Annotated in this window: 18 protein-coding genes; 4 read left to right on the top strand and 14 right to left on the bottom strand. The window is 51.3% G+C overall.

Annotation, left to right across the window (positions count from 1 at the left end):
- Positions 1 to 42 precede the first annotated feature (42 nt).
- Entirely contained in the window at positions 43 to 1,848 is a 1,806-nt protein-coding gene (locus tag R50912_RS05065) for a sensor histidine kinase (protein WP_042232910.1), read from the top strand.
- Positions 1,835 to 3,454: a helix-turn-helix domain-containing protein gene (locus R50912_RS05060; RefSeq protein WP_042232908.1), complete on the top strand. Its 1,620-nt coding sequence runs from the start codon at positions 1,835 to 1,837 to the stop codon at positions 3,452 to 3,454. The genes R50912_RS05065 and R50912_RS05060 overlap by 14 nt, the downstream gene beginning before the upstream one ends.
- Positions 3,455 to 3,513: 59 nt before the next feature.
- Here R50912_RS05060 and modB read toward each other — a convergent pair whose 3' ends face one another.
- The 10 genes from modB to R50912_RS05010 form a co-directional block, all read right to left on the bottom strand.
- Positions 3,514 to 4,176 (bottom strand): molybdate ABC transporter permease subunit, encoded by a 663-nt coding sequence (modB, locus tag R50912_RS05055; RefSeq protein WP_042133997.1) that lies wholly within the window; start codon positions 4,174 to 4,176, stop codon positions 3,514 to 3,516.
- Between the two features lie 29 nt (positions 4,177 to 4,205).
- Positions 4,206 to 4,985, bottom strand: coding sequence for a molybdate ABC transporter substrate-binding protein (modA, locus tag R50912_RS05050; protein ID WP_442950501.1), 780 nt, complete (start codon positions 4,983 to 4,985; stop codon positions 4,206 to 4,208).
- Positions 4,986 to 5,189: 204 nt separating this feature from the next.
- Positions 5,190 to 6,083 carry a nickel transporter permease gene (nikC, locus tag R50912_RS05045; protein WP_042232904.1) on the bottom strand — a complete coding sequence of 298 codons (894 nt, stop codon included), beginning with the start codon at positions 6,081 to 6,083 and terminating at the stop codon, positions 5,190 to 5,192.
- 11 nt (positions 6,084 to 6,094) lie between these two features.
- The gene (locus R50912_RS05040; protein ID WP_042133990.1) at positions 6,095 to 7,099 is read right to left on the bottom strand and encodes an ABC transporter permease; all 1,005 of its coding nucleotides are present in this window, start codon (positions 7,097 to 7,099) and stop codon (positions 6,095 to 6,097) included.
- An 80-nt stretch (positions 7,100 to 7,179) separates the two neighbouring features.
- A complete protein-coding gene (locus R50912_RS05035; protein WP_231637775.1) occupies positions 7,180 to 8,850 on the bottom strand; it encodes an ABC transporter substrate-binding protein in 1,671 nt (556 codons plus the stop codon).
- Between the two features lie 120 nt (positions 8,851 to 8,970).
- Positions 8,971 to 9,963 carry an ABC transporter ATP-binding protein gene (locus tag R50912_RS05030; protein ID WP_042232902.1) on the bottom strand — a complete coding sequence of 331 codons (993 nt, stop codon included), beginning with the start codon at positions 9,961 to 9,963 and terminating at the stop codon, positions 8,971 to 8,973.
- Complete coding sequence (locus R50912_RS05025; RefSeq protein ID WP_042232900.1) at positions 9,960 to 10,949, bottom strand: ABC transporter ATP-binding protein; 990 nt, start codon at positions 10,947 to 10,949, stop codon at positions 9,960 to 9,962. The genes R50912_RS05030 and R50912_RS05025 overlap by 4 nt, the downstream gene beginning before the upstream one ends.
- Before the next feature lie 270 nt (positions 10,950 to 11,219).
- The gene (locus R50912_RS05020; protein WP_042232898.1) at positions 11,220 to 12,185 is read right to left on the bottom strand and encodes a helix-turn-helix transcriptional regulator; all 966 of its coding nucleotides are present in this window, start codon (positions 12,183 to 12,185) and stop codon (positions 11,220 to 11,222) included.
- A 233-nt stretch (positions 12,186 to 12,418) separates the two neighbouring features.
- Positions 12,419 to 13,102 (bottom strand): hypothetical protein, encoded by a 684-nt coding sequence (locus R50912_RS05015; protein ID WP_042232896.1) that lies wholly within the window; start codon positions 13,100 to 13,102, stop codon positions 12,419 to 12,421.
- A gap of 187 nt (positions 13,103 to 13,289) precedes the next feature.
- Entirely contained in the window at positions 13,290 to 13,976 is a 687-nt protein-coding gene (locus R50912_RS05010; RefSeq protein ID WP_042232894.1) for a M50 family metallopeptidase, read from the bottom strand.
- Between the two features lie 212 nt (positions 13,977 to 14,188).
- Here R50912_RS05010 and R50912_RS05005 point away from each other — a divergent pair, with 212 nt between their 5' ends.
- Positions 14,189 to 14,698 carry a phage tail tape measure protein gene (locus R50912_RS05005; RefSeq protein ID WP_042232892.1) on the top strand — a complete coding sequence of 170 codons (510 nt, stop codon included), beginning with the start codon at positions 14,189 to 14,191 and terminating at the stop codon, positions 14,696 to 14,698.
- A gap of 52 nt (positions 14,699 to 14,750) precedes the next feature.
- The gene (locus R50912_RS05000) at positions 14,751 to 15,455 is read left to right on the top strand and encodes an AIM24 family protein (RefSeq protein WP_042232890.1); all 705 of its coding nucleotides are present in this window, start codon (positions 14,751 to 14,753) and stop codon (positions 15,453 to 15,455) included.
- 86 nt (positions 15,456 to 15,541) lie between these two features.
- On the opposite strand, the gene R50912_RS04995 is transcribed toward R50912_RS05000, so the two are convergent.
- The 4 genes from R50912_RS04995 to R50912_RS04980 form a co-directional block, all read right to left on the bottom strand.
- The gene (locus R50912_RS04995) at positions 15,542 to 15,997 is read right to left on the bottom strand and encodes a Dps family protein (RefSeq protein ID WP_042232888.1); all 456 of its coding nucleotides are present in this window, start codon (positions 15,995 to 15,997) and stop codon (positions 15,542 to 15,544) included.
- 231 nt (positions 15,998 to 16,228) lie between these two features.
- Positions 16,229 to 17,707 (bottom strand): potassium/proton antiporter, encoded by a 1,479-nt coding sequence (locus tag R50912_RS04990; protein ID WP_042232886.1) that lies wholly within the window; start codon positions 17,705 to 17,707, stop codon positions 16,229 to 16,231.
- Between the two features lie 87 nt (positions 17,708 to 17,794).
- The gene (locus R50912_RS04985; RefSeq protein WP_042232885.1) at positions 17,795 to 20,341 is read right to left on the bottom strand and encodes a discoidin domain-containing protein; all 2,547 of its coding nucleotides are present in this window, start codon (positions 20,339 to 20,341) and stop codon (positions 17,795 to 17,797) included.
- Between the two features lie 220 nt (positions 20,342 to 20,561).
- Positions 20,562 to 22,076 carry a glycosyl hydrolase gene (locus R50912_RS04980; protein ID WP_042232883.1) on the bottom strand — a complete coding sequence of 505 codons (1,515 nt, stop codon included), beginning with the start codon at positions 22,074 to 22,076 and terminating at the stop codon, positions 20,562 to 20,564.

The following is a 22,076-nucleotide window of genomic DNA, read 5'->3' as shown; positions in this document are numbered from 1 at the left end:
CCGGTATCCGGAGTCCAAAACCCAGTAACGGATGTGGCCCCTATGAATTCACCCTTCTTCAGCTTTTTGCGGCGGAGCTTCTATATCAAGATGATTGTGGTTATGTTCGCCATCTCTGTGGTTCCGCTGATTGTATTGTCATTTATTTCTGTAAGCGTCTCCAGCACAACGGTGGAGCAGCAGGTGAACCGCCTGAACGCCCAGCTGGTCAATCAGGTCATAGACCGGATTGAATTAACCATGATTAGACTGCGGGAATTAAGCGAGCAGTACTCCCGTATCTCGTCCATTCAGGGCGCGCTGGTCTCCCCGTCGGCTCAATATTTTGAGGAGGTTGTCCGCAAAAAGGATCTGATCTCCGTGCTCAGCAACGCCTCGGCCATTATCGGAAATGTGGAGGGGCTGCAGGTCTATTCCGCAATCACCGGAGAGGTGCTCTCTTCGACGGAAGCCCCGGCCCAGCTCGGGGAGTCCCGGTACCGTCCGCTGATAGAAGCGTATCTGGAATCGGGCCGGCCCAATCTTTTCCTGGACAAGCACTCGCTGCCGGGACTTGCGGTGCTGGACTCTTCAACCTATTATATCTCACGCGTTCCCTTTGATTTGTATGAGGACCTCAAGGGCGTGCTGCTGATCTCCATGAACAACAGCCAATATCAGCAGCAGATCGAGAATATCCAGCTCGGGAGCAAGGGCTCCATCTCGCTGCTGACTGAAGACGGCATGACCATTGCCACAACCAGCAAGCTGGGGAAGCAGGAGGATACGCGGCGGGTACAGGAGATTCTGAAGCACTGGACAGAGCTGAACCGTCCGGACCAGTTCGCATCAGGCTCCTCCATTGTCTCCGTCAAGCAGACCTCCACCTATGACAAGTGGATTGTGGTCTCGGAAATCCCGTCCAAGGAGCTTACTGCCAGTGCCGCAATTATCCGCCGGACGGTTACTTACTTCCTGGTGATTCTGGCCCTGCTGGGGGCGCTGTGTGTGGTCGGCTTCGGGTATCAGCTGTACCGGCCTCTGCAGGCCGTGAAGCGGCAGGTCGATGCGCTGAAGAAAGGCCATTTCGATGCACGGGTCACCCATTTTGCCAATAATGAGATCGGGGATCTGGGGCGGATGCTCAATACGATGGCGGTACGCATTCAGGATCTGGTGGCAGATTTGCATGATTCGGAGGACCTGAAGCGCAAGCTGGAGATCAGGGCGCTGCAATCGCAGATTAATCCCCATTTCATGTACAATACTTTAAATACCATCCGCATGTTCGCGATGATGAAGGATTATGAGAAGATAAATTCGCTGATGGGCCGGCTGGTGGCGCTGCTGCGGTATTCTATGGAGAATTTCGAGCAGACCGTGCAGCTTCGGCTGGAGCTTGATTATTTGGCGGATTATGTGGGGCTGCTCAATATGCGGTATAAATGTCAAATCCGGCTGGAATCAAGCATCGAGGAGCCGCTGCAGAGCATGCAGATTCCGAAGCTGAGCCTCCAGCCGTTGATCGAAAATTCTGTGTTCCATGGGATTCTTCCGCGTAAAACGCCGGAGGGGCATATCAGTATACGGGTCTTCACCGATACCCGCAAGAACTATATCATTCTTGAGATTACTGACGACGGGATTGGCCTTGCGGAAGCCGAACTGAAGAAGCTGCAGCTCCATCTGCTCCATGAAGAGTCCACGGAGAACATCGGGCTGCAGAATGTATGGTTGCGGATGAAGCTGCTATTCGGAGGGGATGCGCAAATTCTGCTCTCCAGTGCCCCGGGTGAAGGGCTGACGATCCGTATTATGCTGCCGTCTGAGAATGTTCTTGTAAAGGAGGAGCCTCATGAATCCCTATAGAGTTGTACTCGTGGAGGACGAAATTCCGGCAAGAACGGTATTCCGTCATTTCATTGAAGAGCGTGCCGATTTATTCACGCTGGTTGGCGAAGCCGAAGACGGCCGGGACGGACTGGAATTGTTCCTGAAGCACAAGCCGGAGCTTGTCGTAACCGATATCACCATGCCGGGCATGAATGGACTTGAGATGCTAAGCGAAATTGAGAAAAGCGGGGAACGTCCGCCGCAGATCATCATCCTTACCTGCCACCAGGATTTCCATTATGCCCAGCAGGCCATTCATCTGAAGGCTGCAGCCTATCTCATTAAAGATGACTGTCTTTCTGATCCCGGCCTGTTGACCCGGACGATGGAGGAGCTGGCCTCCCAGGTGAACTCACTTGATGAAACCCGGGAAAAGCATCTCCAGCTGGAACAGCAGGTCCGGCTCAGCGAGGTGGAGATTGAGCAGAGCCTCTTTCTGGATATGCTGCTGAATCCGGCAGCCGAAGCCAAATGGCTGCGCAGTCTGGAGGACTCCCAGCTCCCTCTTCACGAACAAAGCTTCAAGGTATTGCTGCTGGAGCTGGACAGGAATTCCCTTCGCTTCCCGATTGATCAGCTTGAAGAGCTGAAGCTGTGGCAATTCGCCGGAGTCAACGTACTCAAGGAGCTGCTGGCCGGCATAGGCCCGCATAAAGTCATCGCGCTCGACAAGGGACGTTTTCTCGCCATATACACCGAAACGTCAAAGGCTATGCGCCCCAATTTCCCGGAACAGGTGCTGGATTCCTTTGCCACCAATCTTAAAATGAGCTGCATTGCCCTGCAGTGCAGCTTCGGACAGGGGCTGAAGGCCAGGCCTGAGGCACTGAAACGGCTGGCTTCTGCACCCTATCCTTTCTTTTACCGCTTTGGCGAGAGCATCGCTATTGAGGATTGGGAACAAATCGCCCGTTTCCAGCGGATTCCGGAGCCGCTCAGCCGGTTCTGGAGCAAGGTACTCAAGAAAGCACTGCTGGAGCCGCATTTGAACACGGCTGCACTGGAGCAGGAGCGCCTCTCCTTATACCGCCAGGCTATGGAGCAATCCTGGGATCCGGAGCAGATCAAATCCTTATATTTGAGAGTCTTCCTGGATATGAGCCATAACGTTATTGGAACAGAGGGCGGTGCGGATCTCGAAGCGAACCTGCGCAAAAAAATGGAGCTGTGCCAAACCTTCGACTCCGTACACGAGGCGACCTGCGATTATTTCCGCAAGCTTCAGCAGCTTCAGGAGGGCGGCCGGAAGATCGATGCTTCGATTACAAGAATCATTCAACATATGCGCGAAGACCTCAGCTATCCCTATAAGCTGGAGGAGCTGGCAGCTTCGATTAATTACAGTGTGCCTTATTTCAGCTCCATGTTCAAAAAAGCAGTAGGCGAAAGCTTCATTCAATACCTGACCCGTCTGCGGATTGAAAAGGCAAAGCTGCTGCTGCTTACCACGGATCATAAGACATTTGAAATTTCCGAATCTATCGGTTTTGAGAATTACCGGTCCTTTAACCGGATCTTCAAGAAAGAGACCGGCGTATCCCCTTCCGATTACCGCAGAATGGGGATGGGAATGCCCCAATGAAAAACCCCGGTATCTCCAGAATTTCTGATGATACCGGGGGTAATTTAGCTTACACTCCGTCAGGACCGGCGGTTAACAAACATCAGCATAAGGGCCGAAATGACAATGATTGAGCATACCCACATCCAGGCCAGCGTCATATTGCCGCCGTCAACCGCTACATAGATTGCCGTCGGCACCGTCTGGGTACGCCCGGGGATGTTCCCTGCTACCATAATCGTAGCGCCGAATTCGCCCAGTCCGCGGGCGAACCCCAGTACATAACCTGCGGCCAGTGAACGGCTGGCCAGCGGGAGAGTTACATAGCGCAGAACCTGAAGCTCGCTGGCTCCCTGCGCCCGCGCGGCATCCTCCAGGTCCTTCTCCACACCTTCGAAGCCCGCCTTAACCGTCCTGTACACCAGAGGGAAGGCAACCACTACTGCGGCAATGACTGCCGCGCCCCATGTAAACAAAATAGTATGCTCGGTGAACTGCTCATACAGCCTGCCAATCCAGCTCCGCCGGCCGAGGATCACCAGCAGGACGAAGCCGACAACCGTCGGCGGCAGAACCAGCGGAAGCAGCAGGACCGTTTCAACCAGGCTGTGTCCGAAGAACCTCCGCCCTGCCATCTTCTTGGCTGCGAGCGTAGCCAGTAAGAACACGATAATGCTGGTAATCACCGAAATCTTGACCGAAAGCCAGACCGGGGCGAAAAAATCGGTCCAATTGATCTCCATCTCTTCTCACCCCATTTGTATAGTAGGTATTATTGTGCTAATTGAAAGCCGTAGCTTGTAAATACCGCGTCCGCCGTTGTTGTCTGTACATACTCGTAGAATGCCTTGGCCTCCGCCTGATGCGGCGACTCCTTCACAATGCCAACCGGATAATTAATGGCCTTGTGCACATGTCCGCCCACTGTCAGGGCAATCTTCACTTTGTTCGAGGTAAGCGCGTCTGTCTTGTAGACGAAGCCGGCATCTGCATTTCCCGTCTCCACATAAGACAATACCTGACGGACATCCTTGGCAAAGACCAGCTTGCTCTGCAGCGTATCCCATACCTTCTTAGCCGTCAATGACTGCTGCGCATATTGCCCGGCCGGCACGGATTCCGGCTGGCCGACAGCCACCTTCTTGAAGGCTTTATCGGTAAGCTGGGTGATAGTAGTAATGGAAGTCTTCGAATCAGAAGGCACCACGAGGACCAGCTGATTCTTGAGCAGCCCGGTATGATCACTGATGAGCCCGCCATCTACCAGGGCAGTCATCTGTTTGTCTCCTGCAGAGAAGAACAGATCAGCCGGAGCGCCCTGTTCAATCTGCTTTTGCAGCGTACCGGAAGCACCGTAGTTGAAAATAAGATCAATACCAGGATGCTGCTTCTCGTAAGTCGCGGCAATCTTGTCAAGACTATCCTGCAGGCTAGCTGCCGCAGATACAATAATTTCAGTTTTCTTAGCTGCCTGTGCCTGTTCACCAGGTGCAGCAGACAATCCCGCCGCTACCAATCCCGCCACTAACACTACCCCCAGCTTCTTGAACATTTCCATTCCTCCCGTATATGTATCTTATATATTTTGGTGCTATTCTATCACATCTTTTTTGGTTTTTCTATACGTTTTGATTATGTTTAATTATATTTAGTTATTATTGATATGAATAAGTGATAATTCCAGCTTTATGTATTGCTACTCTGAAAAAATAGCCCTTACAAGCCAAAGGCCTGCAGGGCTATCAGTGAACAGAAGTTAATTCTTCATCCGCGGGTCAAGCACATCGCGCAGGCCGTCCCCTACCAGGTTGAAGCCAAGCACGGTCAGCATAATGGACAACCCCGGAAAAATAACCGTCCAGGGTGCCTTCTGGATGAATTGCCGTGAATCCGAGAGCATCTTGCCCCATTCCGGATCGGGCGGCTGTGCGCCGAGTCCAAGGAAGCCAAGCGCAGCGGCCTCAATGATCGCGGTAGCGATGCCAAGTGTCCCTTGCACGATAATCGGCGTTAAGCTGTTAGGCAGAATATGGGTCAGCAGAATGCGGTTGTTCGTCATTCCGATTGCGCGGGCCGCCGTTATGTACTCCTCCGATCTCAGGGAGAGCACCTTGGCCCGTACCAGCCGGCCATACGTAGGAATATTAACAATGGCGATGGCATACAGCGCATTCTGCAGCGAAGGCCCGAGAATGGCTACGATTGCAATGGCCAGCAGAATACTCGGAAAGGCCAGCAGAATATCGAACATGCGGGATATCAGCATATCGATCCATTTGCCGTAGAAGCCCGCAAGAATCCCCAGAAACGTACCGACAACAATCGAGCCGATAACCGAGAAAAAGCCGACCCAGAGGGAGATCCGGGCACCGTATAGTATGCGGGTGAACATATCTCTTCCCAGATCATCCGTGCCGAACCAGTGGTCGGCAGACGGCGCTTTGAGCCGGTTGACCAGCTCCTGCTCCTTGAAGCCGTAAGGTGCGATTACGGGTGCCAGCAGGGCAATCAGCACAAAAAACACAATGATGCCAAGGCCGAGCATCGCCGTCTTATTCTTACGGAAAGCCTTCCACGCATCCCGCCAAGGCCCGGAAACCTTGTCAGCAGGTACAGCCGGGGGCGTTACTTGAATTGATGCCTGTCCCATAGGTTCACCCCTCACTTGTAGTTGATGCGCGGATCAATGACGGCATAGAGCAGATCCACCAGCAGATTAATGAACACGAAGATAAAAGCAATGATCAGGATTCCGGTCTGGATTACCGGATAGTCGCGTGAGCTGATCGCCTCAAATATATATCTTCCCACGCCGGGCCAGGCAAAGATTGTCTCTGTCAGCACTGCACCGCCGAGAAGTGCACCTGTCTGCAAACCTACTACGGTCAGCACGGGAATCAGTGCATTCTTTAGAGCATGCTTATATACGACAAGGAATTGCGACAACCCTTTGGCCTTTGCCGTACGGATATAGTCAGAGTTCATGACCTCCAGCATGCTCGAACGGGTCATCCGGGCAATAATTGCCATCGGAATGGTGCCCAGTGCTATGCTTGGCAGGATCAGATGCTTGATGACCGTCCACAGCTGGCGCCAGTCTCCTGCCAGTATCGTGTCGATCACATATAGATTGGTAATACTCTCCACGGGATTCCGCTGATCCATCCTGCCTATAGAGGGCAGCCAGTGCAGCTTCAGCGCGAATAACATCTGCTCCATCAGCCCCAGCCAGAAGATCGGCATGGACACGCCAATGAGCGCTATAATCATCGCGGTATAATCAAACCAGGAATTCTGCCGCCAGGCACTTAGAATACCGGCGTTCACTCCTACAATGGTAGCGAACAGCATACTCGCTGCGGTAAGCTCCAGCGTTGCCGCCAGATAAGGCATAATTTCTTTGGCAATCGGTGTTTTGGTCCGGATTGAGGTTCCCAGATCGCCCTGCACCAAATCTCCCATATAGTTGAAGTATTGCTGCAGCCAAGGCTTATCTAGACCCAACTGCTCGCGCAGCGCTTGTTTGGACTGCTCGGTTGCCTTTTGGCCCAGAATGGTTTCTGCCGGATCACCCGGAATGGCGTGAATAATGGAGAAGACGATAATCGTCATTCCGATCAGCACAGGGAATAAAACCATGACACGTTTTAATAGGTAGGAGTTCAAGTTGGCTCACCTTCCAGTGGTCCTTAAGCATAACTTGCCGCAGCAGGCACGCGGCGGCAAGGAAATGCTTATGGAGCATACTATTCGAAGTAAATTTCGCTGTAATATTCCGTACCTGTAGGGCCTGGAACGAATCCTTTCAGATTGGCCTTCGCAGCCAGCAGCGGTGTAGTGTGCACAAGCGGGATCCACGGTGCATCCGCTTTGATGATTTCCTGAGCCTGTTTGTACAGGTCGGAACGTTTCGCCTGATCCGTCTCCTTCTGTGCATTGATCAGGATCGTGTGCAGTTCTTCATTCACATAGAAGGTACGGTTGTTGCCTGGGATAGCATCCTTGTCGAGCAGCGTATATAGGAAGTTGTCCGGGTCACCATTATCGCCAGTCCAGCCGAGCATGTAGATATCATCTTTCTCGCCAGCTTTGGTGTCATCCAGATAAGTCGCCCATTCCGGGGATTCAATTACAGTCTTCACGCCAATTGTCTCCCAGTCCGCCTGAATGGCTTCCGCAACCTTCTTGCCGTCAGGCATGTAAGGCCGGGATACCGGCATAGCGTACAGGGTTACTGTATCCGGCAGACCGTCAGGGTAACCGGCTTCCGCCAGCAGCGCCTTCGCTTTGTCCAGATCATATTCATAATCCTTCACAGCATCGTTGTAGCCCCACAGTGAAGGCGGCATCGGGTTAACAGCTGCAGTAGCCTGACCTGAGAAGAATGCATCAATGATTGCCTGTTTGTTCACCGCATAGTTCAGCGCCTGTCTTACTTTCACATTATCAAAAGGTTTCTTCTTAAAGTTGAAGCCGAGGTAAGCTACATTGAACGGCGGGCGTTCAATCTTCTGCAGTTCAGTGTTGCCTTCAAGCGTGGACAGATCATCCGGGCTCAAATCCTCCATCAGATCGATCTCCCCGTTCTGCAGAGCATTGAAACGTGCCGAGTTGTCCGGAATGGAGCGGACGATGACTTTATTCAGCTTAGGAAGCCCTTCTTTCCAGTAATTCGAATTCTTGTCCAGTGTAATGGAATCATTATGCTTCCACTCCGTGAACACGAAAGGTCCTGTGCCTACCGGCTCGTTCTTGAAGTTCTCCTTCTTCTCCTGGATGGCAGCAGGGCTGGCAATCCCGAAGGAGGTCATAGCAATATTCTGCAGGAACGGTGCCTGCGGCTGATTGAGTGTGAACTCTACCGTAGTTGCGTCTACAGCCTTAACCTCTTTGATTACACGGCTGCCGTCCGGACCGAACATCGAATCATAGTAGTCGAAGGAATCTCCTTCGAACTTGAATTCACTTGCCGGATCACTCCAGCGTGTGAAGTTAAAGACTACTGCTTCAGCGTTGAAATCCGTTCCGTCATGGAACTTCACGCCCGGATGCAGCTTGAAGGTATACGTCAGACCGTCAGGCGATACCTCCCAGCTGTCAGCAAGGGAAGCCTGTACTTCAGAGGTACCCGGCTTGTATTCCAGCAGGGAATCAAATACCTGATGGGCAATCTTCAGGGATTCGCCATCTGTGACAATGGCAGGATCCAGCGATGCAGAATCGCCGCCGCGTCCAAGGATGAGCGTATCCTGCGTGTTAGCCGATGTTTCAGGCGAGCTATCCGGTGCGGTAGTCGCCGCTGCATTCGTTGCTGCTGTCGCTTCTGTGCCAGCGTTGTTATTGTTACCCCCGCAGCCGCTTAATGTTAATACCGCCCCCAGCGTTACTGCCAGTGCAAGACTACTCCACTTCTTCATCTCTAGAAAACTCCCTTCTTTCATTAAAAGTATTAAAGCGTTTATATGGAGCTGCGCCAAAGCGCTGCCATATATCAGGGCCAATGCATAGAGAGCGGTATTGAATTCTTCCTTATTTCATTACGCAAGCCGGGATCGGACTTCCTCATCATACAGATGGCAGGCGGTCAAATGTCCGGACCCTGTCTCCTGCAGCGGAGGTCTGACATTACGGCATATCTCCATCACCCGGGGACAACGTGTATTAAAAGCACATCCGACCGGCGCATTCGCCGGACTCGGTACCTCACCCTGCAGGATGATCCGTTCCTTACGGATATCGGGATCGGGCTCAGGAACTGCGGACAGCAGTGCCTGCGTATAGGGATGCTGCGGATCGGCATAGAGCTTATGCTTATCGGTGACTTCAACAATCCGCCCCAGATACATCACGGCTACACGGTCGCAGATATGCTTCACCACGCTGAGATCATGGGCGATGAAGATATAGGTCAATCCGAATTCCTTCTGTAAATCCTGCATCAGGTTAATGACCTGTGACTGGATCGATACATCCAGTGCAGATACAGGCTCATCGGCGATAATCAGCTTCGGCTGGAGCGCCAGTGCTCTGGCAATCCCGATCCGCTGGCGTTGTCCGCCGGAGAACTGATGCGGGTAACGCTGCAAATGCGCTTTAGCCAGCCCGACTACATCAGCCAGACGTTCTACTGCAGCCCGGCGCTGCTTGGCATCGCCTACTCCGTGCACAATCATCGGCTCTTCAAGAATACGCTGTACAGTATTGCGTGGATCTAAGGATGAGAACGGGTCCTGGAAAACAATCTGCATCTCCCGGCGCCGCCCCCGCATCTCTTCTATAGATAGCTTCGTGATATCCTGACCTTCGAACCAAATCTCTCCCGCCGTGGGCTCAATCAGCCGAAGCAAGGCACGGCCGGTTGTGGATTTACCGCAGCCGCTCTCTCCAACCAAGCCAAAGGTCTCACCTTTGCTTACCGAGAAGGAGATATCGTCCACAGCCTTGACATCACCCTGTGCCCTACCCAAGAATCCTTTGTTGATCGGATAATACTTCTTAAGACCCTTGACCTCTAGCAGGCTCTCACTCATACCGCATCCTCCTGTTGACTTTCATGCAGCCAGCATCTGCAGCTGTGCTGTTCCTCCTGGAGCGTAAGCTTAGGAAGACTTTGACGGCAAATATCCATCACCTCATGACAGCGCGGCGCGAACCGGCAGCCCTGCATTTCCTTGCTGAGAATCGGCACATTGCCCGGAATAGAATGCAGGCGGTCTCTGGTTTCATCCATCCGGGGTACAGATTCGATTAGCCCTCGGGTATACGGATGCAGCGGATTCTTGAAAATATCACGTACGCTACCTTCCTCCACTACCTTGCCGGCATACATAACCGCAACACGGTGGCACATCTCTGCTACAACACCAAGATCATGGGTAATCAGCATAACGGCCGTCCCCTGTTCTTCGTTAAGCCGGCGGATCAGATCCAGAATCTGTGCCTGAATCGTCACATCAAGCGCAGTCGTCGGCTCATCGGCAATCAGCAGCTCCGGACTGCAGGAGATGGACATGGCGATCATTACACGCTGGCGCATGCCTCCCGACAGCTGATGCGGATATTCATCAATAATGGCCTCCGGCCGGGGAATGCCTACCTTACGGAGCATCTCTACAGCGTGCTCCCGGGCCTCCTTCTTGGAGAGGCCACGGTGCAGGCGTACGGTTTCAATAATTTGCTGTCCGACCGTGAACAGCGGATTGAGCGAAGTCATCGGTTCCTGAAAAATCATCGAGACCGAATCACCGCGGATCTTACGCATCTCTTTCTCTTTGAGCGGGACAAGATCACGGCCCTTCAGCAGGATGCGTCCGTCCACGATTTTTCCCGGGGGATCCGGAACCAGCTTTAGAATGGACAGGGAGGTTACGCTTTTACCACAGCCGGATTCGCCGACCACACCCAGAACCTCACCCGGATTAATGTACAAATCAACACCGTCAACTGCAGGAACTTCACCGCGGTCGGTAAAAAAGTGGGTGTGCAAATTTTCAATTTTTAGAATGGGCTGGATCAAATCTCTACCTCTCTTCTACTTAAAAATTGAACAAAGGTCAAATGACAGGATAGAAAATATATTTAAAAAGTTAGATATATTAACGAATACCTGACATGAAACGTTATAATAATCCGCATAAATACACATTGTTGTTATTTAATGTATAACTTACTATATATACCTCGACTAGACAAGGAAAATTTGCACATATAACTAACATGAGCGTTTTTGTATGAATAATTAAATACCAATTAGTGGAATTATTTATGTATAAAAAGAAAAACTGCGCTATTTGTATAGCGACAGCCATTTCTCGAGCTGATTTCTGAGAACTTCCCGGTAGTAGACCGGCTCCATAATCTCAGCTTCTTCCTCGTATCTCATAATCCAGTGAACAAAGCCAATATCCTGTTCTACCGCTACCTTAAAATGCAGACAGCGGTTCTGGCGGTCTACCCTGCTGGGCTTCACAAACATCTCCTCATGCTTAAGCCGCTCCATCATCCGTTCCGAGAACTTGACTTTGAATTCGACCTGCAGACTATCCTGGTCCAGAGACCACTTCTGCTCCATAAAAGCCTGTAAATCAAATTTATCCTTGGAGAACCAGCTGTCCAGCGGCTTCACACTGGAGAACCCGTTAATATGAAAAGTGCGGATGATCCCGAAGCGATGACAAAACCCAATCAAATGAAAACGATTCTCCAACGGGACCAGGCAGTAGGGATCAATTTTGATACCTTTTTCTTCATATGCATTCTCACTGTAGTCCGCCTGTATACTGCGCTGCTTCATCACGGCATCCAGAATCCCGGCCAGATAGAATGGCTGATCTCCATGAGATCCGCTTCTCTCCATCCAATGCTGACCCGCTTCCTTCTTCGCGCTCTCCATCGTTTCTTCCCTTTCTGCCTTTTGCTTATATTCTGCGGCCATCACTTTCTCATAGGCGTCTTCGAACTCCGGGGGCAGTAAAGATTTGATATCCGTCATAATACTGCGCAACTGTGAAAATGCGGCTGCTTCTTCTTCTGACCAATCCAAAGGGTACAGTGCAAAATTACCGATAAAAGCATATCCCTTACCGTGTCCCATATGGGTAATGGGGATATGCATGGCACTCAGCGCATCCATATCCCGGTAAATCGTTCTCTCACTGTTGCCGCATCGTTCCGCCAGCTCACGGGCCAGAATTCCCGGTTTGGCTTGAACTAGCGTAATAATGCGCATCAGCCGGATTAATCGGTCTGTCATTTTCAGTTCTCCTTGATTCATGGTAAAATAGACCCATTATTTTAAATAAACTAGTTATATATATCTATAACCAAGGATGTAATAACCGAGATAAGAAAATATAATAGAACTATTTTACTATATTACCACATTTATATATTACACGATTCGTTATCTATTTCTGCGAATTGGGTTCAAATTTTAACCTATATGTATGATCACTGCCTATTATATCCCTGCTACCTTCTTTACATTTATATCGTTACAACCTTTCCTAAGGGAGTCATCTCCGCCTCGAGCTGCTTATAGAGCGCTTCCGCTTCCTTCACAAGCTGCATATCGCCCGAACGTGCAGCAAGAAGCAGCAATTTATCCGCCTGACGCCGCAGCTTCTCCGTGGAGACCTGCTGATGATTTTGGGCTCTGGTCACTTCCCTTTCTGCTAATAATCCCTCCATTTTGAGCAGCTCTACATGCTTCTCTACATGAAAACAACACTGAGCGTTCATTACATCTGTATGACGTGAATATTCCATTCCCAGCTTCTTGAGCGGTAGCTCACGTATACGTTCTACCGTGGGCTGTCTGTATTGCCACTGCAGCCAAAGCGCCTCATGTATGCCTGCAGGCATGCCTGACATCGTAAATTCCAAAGCAATAAACCTGCGTTGCCCGGAATGGATTTTGCCCAGCTTCAGCAGCAGGGAGCGGCCTTCTCCTTCTTCTGCTGTACACCCGTAGCATCCGGTTACCGATACGTGACTTTCCAACCATACGCGCAGCTCAATCTCCCGTGCTACAACCTTTCGGCTTTTCTTGCGGAATTCCTCTCCTTGTGACATTCCCTTCCATTCCACGAGCAGGATAATATTCTTCGCACCTCCTGCTAAAATTCGATCCTGGCTCCAAGTAAATATGGGCTGAATACTTGCTTGCATATTTCCACCTCTTTCTTTTTTTGGGTCTTCTATTAATGTACCAATAATGGCGGACAACTCCTTGTCATGGAATGTATGTTCGGTCCTATAATATCGACAAAAAAAGAGCCAACCTACCACTAAAGGTAATTGCCTCTTTGCGAAAGTCTATTATTTTGTCAAAATATGACGAACACAGTTTTGCGCATTATAGGCTTCTTTCCCGGTTCACTGATTTTTCTTCCCTGAAAAAAAAGCCCAGCGCCCACTTGGCACACAGCAGCGAGAAGAGGAAGAACAGCAGCGCCCATAATATAGCCGGCAGCGGTGTTAATCTGGCCAAATTAGCTGCATCGCCCGCACGGGAAGGCGTCAGTACCGAAGCCGTTACCAGAAACAGCGTTCCCATCACGGACTCCTCCAGAGTCAGAAATGCAAGAAATAAATAATAATATTTGCTGACCTTCGGCCAAAGGAACACCATAGCGGCATTCAGCAGAATAAAACCGCTCAGCCAAATCATCCCAAAGCCACCCCGTACATAGAGCACCAGCATCACCAGCGCAACACCGCTGGCTATCATCAGCCCCCACTGCCGCTTGTCTCTACTATATAAATAGAAGAGAAGCAATGAGAAGAGTGAGGCCAGAGGATATCCGGCCAGCGATACAAGAATTGCCCTCCCCCCTGCGGCAATCGCTGAATAGGTTACACCGCTATGATCGGGATACAGCTCTATCCGCAGCACACTCCCCGAGAGCAGCAGGGTTACCAGCGCATGGCCGAATTCGTGAAACATCGTATCCAGATTACGGAATAAGGATGAGAACGGAATAAACCGGGTCAACAGTGCAGAACCCGCCAGAAACAACAACGTTTTGAGCCATTTATTCACTCGAAGCAGCTCCTTTCCGTTCAAAGTATACGTTAATTTATGTGCACACTCAATATAATAGAAACCTTCATATGATTTGTGCTGTATTACACATATGGTTACCTGCATAGACAGGAAGGGTAATTATGCCTAAAGCTGCCCGCACTGCCCAAATCAGGACCGGCTATGATAAAATAAGAGTACAACAAGCCTATAACAGGTGGTGATCAGTAATGAACAATCGCGCAACAAGAAATATGATAAAGCTGCTGGGGTCGGCCTTGCTGCTGCTCGGGATTTCTTTCAGCTATGATATCCCCGCGGCAAAAGCCAACTATTTCACTGATTTATATAATGGACTACAGAGCTTCTCGGAGCTGCCCGGAGAGGTCAACAAATTGCAGGAGAGCTATCAGCAGACGGCAGAGGAGCTTCAGAAGACCAAAGAGAACCTGGGAACGGCAGTGGACGAGCTGGGGCAGACCAAAGACCAGCTGGACCAGACGCTGCAGCAAATGGCGACTTACCAGGCCCAGAACGCTGCCCTGCAGGAACAGAACCGCCAGCTCAGCCAAGTCGTCGATGAACTGAAGAATGACCGTACGGCACGTGAAAATTACTATAACCGGATCAAGGTGACTGTGATCACCGGACTTGCTCTTATCTTGGGTTATTTCCTGCTTATCCGGTTGCTGCGCTTCACCATGCGCCACCGTTCCAGAAGAAGCGACCGGCTGCGTTAAGACCGGGGCAGGAAGCGCATATACACGGCAATGCACGAGGGGAGCATGAAGAATGAACGTTGACGTCCAGGATGAAGGCGACAGCGGCAGCGGACAGGCCGTTGCTTTTACCGTCGCAGAGAATGAAGAGGTTCATGTGCTCCATCCGCAGCAGATTATAGCTTATCAAGGCCCCTCTTCAGGACGGGCGGACCGGCTGATGGATGTGAAGGGCATGTACCGCAAGCGGAAGCTGATCCGTTCGGATATCACCGGACCCTGCCGGTTCGTCGCTGCATTGCCGCCCGGTTACCGGGTCAAAACGCTGCAGCTCGACGGCAAGAGCGATCTGCTATATGATTTCAGGCATCTGTTCTTCTACAGCAAAGGAGTCACCATGCAGACCAGAGTGCTGAATATGAAGAATATGCTGATTACCCGGGATATCATCAAGGTGAAATTCTCCGGTCATGGCAGCATCGGCATTCTGACAGAAGGCACCGTCTGTGAAGCCGAGCTTGACCCGTTTGATCCGCTGTACGTCGATGCCGGCAGTATTATTGCCTATCCCGAGAATGCCCGGCTTGAGCTTACGGTCTACGGCAATCATCTCGCCAGCCAGCATATGAGCTATCACTGGAAGATGACCGGCCACGGGCCTGTACTGTTCCAGGCCGGACGCCAGAGCAGGCGTTTTCAGCGGGATAATAATGAAGACGGCATTATCAAACGCTTCCTGCGGGAGGCGTTGCCGTTTGGCGGAGTATTTATCAAGTAAAACGTGCCGGGATAACCGGCCATTCCACTGCAAAGAGCGCCCGTGGGGATACCACGGGCGCTCTTCTTATATACTCTTGATGTGATTTAAGCCAGGTAAGCGTTCAACATCCAGGACGTTTTCTCTACGCTTGTTCTAATACCGATCAGCAGGTCAGCAGTAGGCTGGTCGCTAAGCTCTTCGGCAGCAGAGATCGCCTGCTTCAGCTCTTCGGCTACAACAGTGAAGTCCTTAATCAGCTGAGCAACCATATCCTTCGCGCTTTCTCCGCCGGCAGCTTCTTTCAGTCCGGAGAGGGCCAGGTATTGGGCCATGGTTGAAGCCGGTTGTCCGCCAATGGCGAGCAAGCGTTCAGCCAGCTCATCCACATAACCGGCAGCTTCATTGTACAACTCTTCAAATTTCTCATGCAGCGTGAAGAATTGTGCTCCGCTGACATACCAGTGGTAATGATGCAGCTTCACTCCAAGCAGAGTCCAGTTCGCTGTCTGACGGTTCAGGGCAGCATGCAATTCAGTTTGGCTTTTGACTTGTGTACTCATTCTAATAACCTCCTGGGATGTGTATTTATTTGTTATTGTATTTAGACTCATTCTAAATCTATATACAATTTAACACAGAATACGCCGTATTGCAACTCGTTTTACTAATATAAGGTTACTGCAAATTCTAGCACTCCCCTTTCAGAACATCCTATTATTTCCGTCACAATGCTGTTAAAAAACCTATATTGACACAAGTCACCCCGTCCGGCAGAGAAGCTCACATTTATCCTAAACCAATGTGATATCTGTCTCCGCTGCCTTCCCCTTCCCGCTCCGGAAGATCGCCCGCATCTCGTCCCGTTTGCTCTTGGGGCTGAGCACGTACACCGTGTCTCCCGGTTCAATAACCGTGCTGCCATGGGGCGTCACAATGCTCTTGTTGCGGATAATTGCCGTGAACAGGATATCATCCGGCAGGCCGATCTGCGCTATCTGCATCCCGGCAATCGGCATATGCCGGTCTATTCCGATATGATTGAACTCGGAATCCGTCTTGCCAAGGGCGACGAGTTCCATCAGTGACGGCTGGCCCGCATCCTCCCGGCCGACCAGTTTCAGCCGTGAGGCCAGTGGTGAAATGGTCGTTCCCTGAATGACCGCAGAGGTCAGGACAACAAAGAATACTACATTGAAGAACAGCCGGCCCTGCGGAAGCCCCGCGAGCAGCGGGTAGGTCGCAAGCACAATGGGGACGGCACCCCTGAGTCCGGCCCAGGAGATCAGTGTCTTTTCGCGGAAGGAGAACTTGGCAAACAGCAGACTGATGAATACGCCCGCAGGTCTTGCTACTACCATTAGAATAACGGACAGCAGTATGCCCTGCCAGGCAATATCCGCCAGCTCCTGGGGAAAGACCAGCAGACCGAGCAGGATGAACATGGCAATCTGCATCATCCAGGCAAAGCCGTGATTGAAATTCATAATCGTACGGTGATACATCAGCTCGGAGTTCCCCAGCACCAGCCCCATAACATAGACGGCAAGCAGGCCGCTGCTGTGGACCATCGCCGAAACCCCGTAGGTCAGAACCGCAAAGCCGATAGCCATCACCGGATACAACCCGGTAGAGTCCAGATTAATCCGGTTGATCAGATATGTAGCCAGCTTACCGATAAGAATCCCCAGCAGGAGACCGATCCCCATCTCCCAGAAGAAGGAGAGCACCAGACTCCAGATTGCAGTATCAGGATGCTGTATCCATTCGATCAGGGAGACGGTGAGAAATACCGCCATCGGATCGTTGCTGCCGGATTCTGCTTCGAGTGTAGAGGTCAGGCGTTTATCAATGTTTTTGCCGCCCAGTACTGAGAACACCGCAGCCGCATCCGTCGAGCCGACAATCGCCCCGAATAGGAAGCTCTCCGCCCACGGCACGCCTAATATAAATCTGGCAAAAACACCGACAACTCCCGTTGTCAAAAGCACACCTGCCGTAGCCAGCGACAGCGCCGGCTTCATGACCGGACGGATATCCTTCATACTCGTCTGCATTCCGCCTTCAAACAGAATAACCACAAGCGCAAAAATCCCGGCGATCTGTGTTAATGAAGCATTGTTGAAATAAATGAAATGGCTGAGCACCATACCGGCAGCGATAAACAGAACCAGTGCGGGCATACCAAAACGGGTGGAGAATTTGGTGGACAGCACGCCTACCAGCAGCAAGACCGCCAGCAGCAGAATAATTTGATCTGCAAGATGAGTCATCGATCCGGTTCACCCCTTTCCCATTCATACTTCGCAGCAAAAAACCCCGGTGGCTTGTTAAATCCACGGAGCTTATTATGCCGTCCTTTATTCTCTTGAATACACCTGCAGCTCCTGAATCGACCAATAGTTGCCTCCGGAACCGGTCTGCTGTATGCGGATATAACGGGTTTGGACCTGGGAAAAGGCAATCCTGGTCAATTCCAGCTTTCCTTTGCCGGATGCTACCTGATTCCAGCTTTTGGCATCATCGGATACCTGGACGGTATATCCCCGGGGATAATCATACGATGATAAAGTATAAATCAGCTCTATGGCTTCTATTGCATGTACTGCACCTAAATCAATCTGGAAGTATTCACCTGATGCCTGATGTTTGCCGGTATCCCAGCGTGTACGCCTGTCTCCATCAATGGCACTCTCCGGCTTCGACGCTGCCGTGTTCACATTAGACGTAACCTTCCAGCCGGTCCGGTCCAGCGGGACGAGTCCGGTTGCTGAAATCTGTGTCTTCTCCGACATGACACCAGAGCCCGACACTCTTACCGCATAAGTATACAATGTGCCCTCCTGCAGTTTGCTGTCAGTATACTCTGTGTTCCGCACACCTGCCGCAATCATTTTCAGTTCACTGCCCGGGCCGTCGGCCCGGAGCACTTCATAGCTTGCCCCGGGAGCCTCCAGCCAGCTCAGATGCATCGACAGCCCTTTAACTGCCGTGGCCTTGAAGCCTTGCGGCGCAATATCCGCTACTTCGGAAGAGGGCTGCAGAATATACTGCACCGCCTCACCCGGAGCCAGCGTTTCGGTGAATTCCAGTATAGGTGTGGCATTCCTGCCCGACATATAGCTGCGTGCCTCTTCATAAGTATCTCCGCGGCCAAAGCGTTCACCCTCATATACGGTCTTCTCCGGCATGGTCACCTTTACTTTAATGGTCTGCTCGGTTTCTTCAAAGTTGACAAAGTTCACAAGCAGCTTGTTGGATGTGGCTCCGCTGCCTGCCAGAGGCTCAAGGGTGGAAGTGTCTACCGCCCGTACATACACCATTTTGTCTGCCAAATCATCTTTGTTCGTAATCTGATAGCTCAGCGGCGCCCCGTGTGTGGCATAAGCCAGATCCAGCCGGCGCATAATACTTACGCGTGAGTCTTCACCTTCTTTGGTATAATAAATCTCTGTAGCTCCCGGATCATGCTCCTCCAGGTTAAAGCCGTACTTGAACAGACTGAAGTTCTTGAAGAAAGCGGCATGCTGCACAAACATATCGGCATATCCGATATGCCCCCGCATAATCCGGTCAAACACTGCCGCTGTCCGCTCGGACGCGCCGTATTGATAGGCATCCACATGAGTATCCGAGGTGCCGAATTCGGTGGTGAGCATTTTTTTGCTGAGGCCGTCTACAGCTCCCCCAAAGGTCTTCAGGTTCTCTGTAAAGCTGCCTCCATTGCTGAAAATATACGATTCACCATAGGAATGCCCATTGGTCAAATCCGTTACTTCCTCCAACTCGTTCCGCTGCTCCGGGTCCCGTTCCCAGCCGTCCGGATCTCCGCACTGCTTAAGCATCCCCTTCTGATTACCGCAGGAATCTTCGCTGTAACCCGGCCAGTATGCCCAGCCCGGGGCCACCGTCTGCAGATGCGGTGCGATCGTCTTGCCTTTCTTATTCAGCCAGTCGGCTATCGCCAGATTGACTGCTTTGGAACGGTTGAACAGTCCGGGCTCATTATCCACCTCATAATACTGGAAATACTGGCCGTACTGCTTGAAATAATCGGTCAGCTTCTTCTCCGCATCATCCGGCAGTGAACCGTCTTCCTTGAGCTTGATATCACCCGTGTACAGATAGAGGGCAACAGCCTGCATATTATAATCCTTCAGGACCTCGTAGTACTCCCCCATATTCTCACAGGATCTGCCCACATCGCTGGCACAGCTGGTCCGCATAATGTTGCCGCTGTAGGCTAAACCCAGCCATTTCATAATATAAGGCAAATGCGTAACTGCACCTTTGTCAAAATAGAACTGTTTGTTGTTGACCATGGTTCCGGTCAGCGTATAGCTCCCGTGAATCGGCTCCTTGACCGGAGTCTTCAGTGCTTCCAGACTAAGGTTATCCCATGTCCACCAATTATACTTATCCTCCGCAGCCGAGGAATAGATCCCGCGCGCTGCCCGCAGCGTCAGCTCGTTGGTTCCGCTGATGAGCTGTTCTTTGGGAATGTACAGCTCATAGGTTTTGCGGAAATCGTATTTACTGTCCGTACCGTCCACACCGGCAATCTGAATAATCCCTGACAGCTGCCGGTTGGAGAATACGCTCATCTGCGGTACGGATTTGTAGGCATCAAGGATGCTGACACGAAATAAGACCCCGTTAACCGGGATCTTATCCAGCTTGTAGGTAATCCGCAGTTCAGGATTGGTAGCGCCGTGCAGCCCGGACGGGATACTCTGAAGCTCCGCCGCCTTGACTGCGGTTGAAGCAACGCTGAATACCCCCTTGGCCCCGTTTGATCCGGCTGATGCAAACTCTGCGGATGAACCGTCATGCTGGCCAAGCTTCCATAGCACAGTCCCCTCCGGAACTGCGGGACCCGCATCCTTGGCCGCAGATAATTCCGACATGTCAACTTCCACCTCGCCGCTATTTGTCCCATCCTCTCCGAAGACAGAAACGGACAACAGAAACAAGATGATCAATGCTGCAAATTTTAGTAGTAGATGAATGGGTTTGTTTCTCTTTGTCTTGAGTCTAGTCCTCATTCCTTTGTCCTCGCTTTCTTCCGGGGTGGCTGTAATGTACTGGGTTCCGTAGAGCTTCATTCATCATGACCAGCTTCATTCCTTAAGGAAGAGTCAGCGCATTCTGGGAAATCAACGCCTGCTTCTGGCGCGGGCTTTGCCACATCAGACGAACGCTTGCGTCACCGTGATTCTCATAATACTCCACTTTAATATCGTAGGCAGTTGCGGCTGTAAGAGTTATACTTCCCTCCCGGCTGACACCGCTTTGCTTCTTCCAGCTGTCAATGATCAGCTTGCCGCCGATCCACACACGGATGCCGTCATCAGAAGAGGCTGTGAAAGTATACTTTTCACTGTAGACTGGCTTGATCTTACCGGTCCAGCGTACGGAAAAAGAGTCCTTGCCGATTCCCGGCGCCGGCGAATCCCCATGCCAGTTGAAGTCAATCCTGTTATCATTCCGGGTAAGCATCGGTTTGCCGGACAGCTCCGTATTGCCGAAGTATTGCCCCTTGAGACCGTTGCGCGATACCGCAGCAAGTGTGTTGATTTGAGCATTCAGTGCCAGCTTGTAATCATCCCGTGATACGGTGTACTTATTGCTCATAAAGCTTTGAATTTTCTGGAGATTATTATTCTCAAGCAGCATTTTCCCCCATGTCATCGTATATACCCATTTACTCTGGGTTTGAGACAATATGACAGGGTCTGGAAGCTCTCCGCTCTCCCCGATACCGATGGGTTTGCCGTCAGCCAGCATCAGAAGGTTCTCGTAATAGGACTGCTTGAAGTCATTGTTATAAATATCGGCTGCCAGTACATCCACCTTGGAGGCACCCGGATAATAATCGCTGTAAGGCTTCGCCCACTCGTTCGGTGCATTCGGGTTCCATACCCAGAGCAGGTTATTCAGCTTATGTGTGTTCACCATACGGTCGTACACTATATCCCACAGCCGGGCAAAGTTATCCTTGTGCCCCCACCAGAACCAGTTGCCGTTCATTTCATGATATGGACGCCATAAAACCGGAACTCCGGCATCCCGCAGTTCTCCCAAGTACCCGGCTACCTCATCCAGCTCGGCGATCAGAGCTTTGTACTGAGGAGTTCCCGGAGTAACGTATGCGTCAAATTTGTCCTGGCTCAGATTCATTTTTACATTAGCCCATTCGGGAGAGGTTCCCGGCAGATTCTGATGGAAGGTCATCGCTACAATGCCTCCGCCTTTGTGCCACTTAATGGCACTGTCTACGACAGCCTGACGCTGCCTGGCAATGGTCTCCTTGGACTGGTTGTTGATGGCTCCCAGCTCGTAGCCGTGCAGAACGGCGTACTGTCCGCTTGCGTTCTTAAGCTTATTATTGAATTCATCGGGGCTCTCCAGGTAATCATGCTGGCCGGAGATCATGCCCTTGCCGCTGAGATCGGACAGATAGCTGAGCAGTGCAGCAGCTTCCTTGGAAGCGGAGGGATTAACGGGTTTGATGGAAACGGCAGGAGTGTTTACGGGGCGTGCTACGGGAAGACTGCGCGCCTCCCCCCATGGCAGAAGTGAAAGGATAAGGATAATAGGAATAATTGTTGTATATAGCCTGTACTTACGGTAAGTGTTCAA

This window comes from Paenibacillus sp. FSL R5-0912, from assembly GCF_000758605.1.
Lineage (GTDB): Bacteria > Bacillota > Bacilli > Paenibacillales > Paenibacillaceae > Paenibacillus_AQ.
This window is presented reverse-complemented; position numbering and strand designations above follow the sequence as displayed.